Consider the following 3,157-nt stretch of genomic DNA (forward strand, 5'->3'; position numbering starts at 1 on the left):
AATCCCAGCCCATTTTCAATAAATACGCCCCGCCCAATACTCGTAATAGCTCTAACGCCATCGGGTTCATCGCCACTAATGCGGACACGCCCATTGCAGCAAGTAAAGTCAAAATAAGTCCCGAGGTCGCATTACCAAAACTGGCATACACGCCCACTTTACGGCCATAGCTCAGACTCGAACTGGCAATCAGCAACATATCAGGTCCAGGAATTAATAATAACGCGACAACAGTAGTTAAATATAACGGAAGCAAAGCCAGATCAATCATCATAAACACACAAACAACAACTATTAAGACGGAAAATAAGGCGCGGATTCTACAGTTATTCAACATGAATTAAAATCATGTTGGGCTTCATGTTGTGTTTCGGCTGGATGACGACTGGCAGAGTTTGTTTACGGATGGGGTAGATAAGTGTTCATAAACCTAAGGAATATAAAACAAGGTAAAATCATAGAATAAAATTTACTCTATTGCTCATTTGTCACGGTAAATAACAAAGGCCAGCCCATTGGGCTAGCCTTTCGTTTTTTGACGCTAAGAGTCAGCTTACTCAGTTCTACTTGTAGAACGCTTCAACCTTGCCTTTTACTGTCATCGTAAGCGGTTGGCCACGACGATCTAATGCTTTATGCGAGGCGACTTTTACCCAACCTTCACTGATGCAATATTCTTCAACATCTGCACGCTCTTTGCCATTAAACAAAATGCCAATCTCGTGTTCGAAAATTGCAGCCACATGATGTGGGCTACGTGGATTAACGCTAAGGCGATCAGGTAAAGCGGGTTTAGCAGTAGTGTCGTTCATTGTCGTGTGCTGTAGTTAATAAAACGTGCGCTATTGTAGGCAATACCAGCCTGATGCTCAATAGCGGCTGTCATAAATGTGAGTCGCACCGAAAGATATGGCGAGTTTAGAGTTAACCAGGCAGGACAATTGTTACTCAGTAACATGATAGACAAAGATTTTAAGCGGATTTAAGTAAACAAATTTCGTTAATACCTTACTCACAATCGCTAAAGTAAGCTGTTCGATTGTGAGCGGTATAAGGCTTATAAATGACTAATCAACCAAAGGGTCCGTTAGTTCATTATTCATAGTATTCACAATAACGTGTTAACTGAACCACGACTTCGTTAAAGCATTGTTCTAAGTCACTCACGTGCTCAGCGGTAACGCTGCCATTGGTAGCCAGTGTTTCAACTTGCTGACAAATGTCGGCTAACAATAATGCCGAAACCGATTTTGATGACGACTTTAAACCATGGGCTTGAAATGATAAATCGGCGTAGTTCTCACTAGTCGCATACGCACTGATTAACTTAACTTGTTCACCAGCCGTTTGTAAAAAGGCATTAAACACCATGCAATGCACCGTGGGATCATCACCTAGCATCGCATTTAATAATGCTAGATCTAACTGATCAAATGAATCAGACGCAACCTCTGACGGTTTTTTAGCTTCAATATGAGCATTAACCATGGTTGCTGAGTGCTCCATTAAAAGCGATTTAAGCTTAGCCAACTCAACGGGTTTGGTTAAAAAACCATTCATACCGGCATCGTAACAAGCATCAATATTCTCTTTAATAATGTTCGCTGTAATCGCAATGATGGCTAAATCTTTAAATCGTTCATCTGCTCGTATCTTTTTAGCCAGGCCTAAACCATCTAAAATTGGCATTTGAATATCGGTTAACAATATATTAAAACGTTTATCTTGCAGTGTTTGCCAAGCTTGCTCGCCATTACTCACAAACGTTGAATGTACCCCAAGCAAGGTTAATTGTTGCTTTAACACTAGCTGATTAGTCACCTGATCTTCAGCCACCAGCACTTCTAATAGAGGTAAGGTCTCTGCTGAAACGTGTTGTTCGGTGATGTCTGTTCTATCTGATTGAATTGTAGAGTCTGTTTTAGCCAGTAAGTTAGTTTTAATGGGTACATCGGCTTGCTTAAAACCATTAAAAATTAAACTAAAACACGAGCCCTTATTTAGTTCACTTTGTACCCTTATCTCGCCTTGCATTCGCTCAACTAATTCTCGGGTAATAACCAATCCAATACCCGTGCCATTAATATTACTGGTTTCGGCACCTAAGCGATCGAAGGGCTTAAATAACCGAGAAACGTCATCAGCAGCAAAGCCGTAACCGGTATCTGCTACGTTAATTGTGCATTGGTTATTGCTTGATACGCTGCAGCTAATAAAAATATCGCCGTGGGGTTTATTATATTTAATGGCATTGGAGAGCAAATTTAACATTACCTGCTTAAAACGACGCTCATCGATATAAAAACAAAGTCCTTCAAGCTCATTAAAGCCTTCTGTATGAATCGTCATCGACTGTGCCTTTACCAATTCACTCACCAGCGCAACAGACTCTTCAACAACACGTTTAATTGATGCATAGTCAAAACTAAACTGCATATTACCCGACTCAATCGCTGTTAAATCAAGCACATCATTAATTAGTAACAATAAATGCTCACCAGCCCGATAGATACTTTTAGCATTGTCTTTTTGGACTTTATTAGCAAGATCATCATATTCATATAACTGTGCTAACCCTAAAATAGCATTTAACGGTGTACGCAATTCGTGGCTCATGCTGGCCATAAAATCTGACTTTGCTTTACTTGCCGACTCAGCCTGTATTCGCAGGGTATTTAATTTTTGATGATTACTCGCGACCTCGGTTGCCATGTGATTAAACGCACTAATCACACTGCCCACTTCGTTATTTTGGTGCTTATCGACATGACAATCAAAATCACCTTTTGCCAGCTGTGCAAATGCAAATTCTAATGAGCGTAATGGTTTAGTAATTCTATAATCGACTAACCAAGCTAGCGCCATAAAAAATAAAACCAGAATCATAAATTGAATGTATATGAGCGTGTAATGCAGCTTTGATGATTCATTAATTTCATTGGTAAAGTTAACCACTAGCGTAATGCTTGCTAATGATTTTTCTAAAAACATAATTTGTTGGCTGAGTAGCATGTCACCGCTTTGGGTTGCCCCGTTCCACACATCAAGCGGATACAATTGATTACCAGTTGCCGTATCAACTATTTTAATGGCCTTCCAATTAGGTTGAATGTCTAATTGGTTATCTATTTGCTCGTAAAGCTCAGCGTATTGGCGG

General features: G+C 40.0%; 3 protein-coding genes. All 3 read right to left on the minus strand.

What is annotated here, in order from left to right; translation table 11 throughout:
* Positions 1-274, minus strand: a 274-nt coding sequence (locus CXF78_RS18230) for a LysE family translocator (RefSeq protein WP_219622097.1), incomplete at its 3' end; no start/stop codon positions are given.
* A 289-nt stretch (positions 275-563) separates the two neighbouring features.
* Complete coding sequence (locus tag CXF78_RS18235; protein WP_011638562.1) at positions 564-812, minus strand: DUF3297 family protein; 249 nt, start codon at positions 810-812, stop codon at positions 564-566.
* Between the two features lie 283 nt (positions 813-1,095).
* Positions 1,096-3,157: ATP-binding protein (locus CXF78_RS18240; RefSeq protein ID WP_102037552.1), on the minus strand; the 2,062-nt coding region annotated here is incomplete at its 5' end.

Source organism: Shewanella sp. 11B5 (genome assembly GCF_002836795.1).
GTDB lineage: Bacteria > Pseudomonadota > Gammaproteobacteria > Enterobacterales > Shewanellaceae > Shewanella > Shewanella frigidimarina.

Coding starts and splice junctions, on each gene's coding strand:
- CXF78_RS18235 (WP_011638562.1), bottom strand. CDS start 812: ATGAACGACACTACTGCTAAACCCGCTTTACCTGATCGCCTTAGCGTT.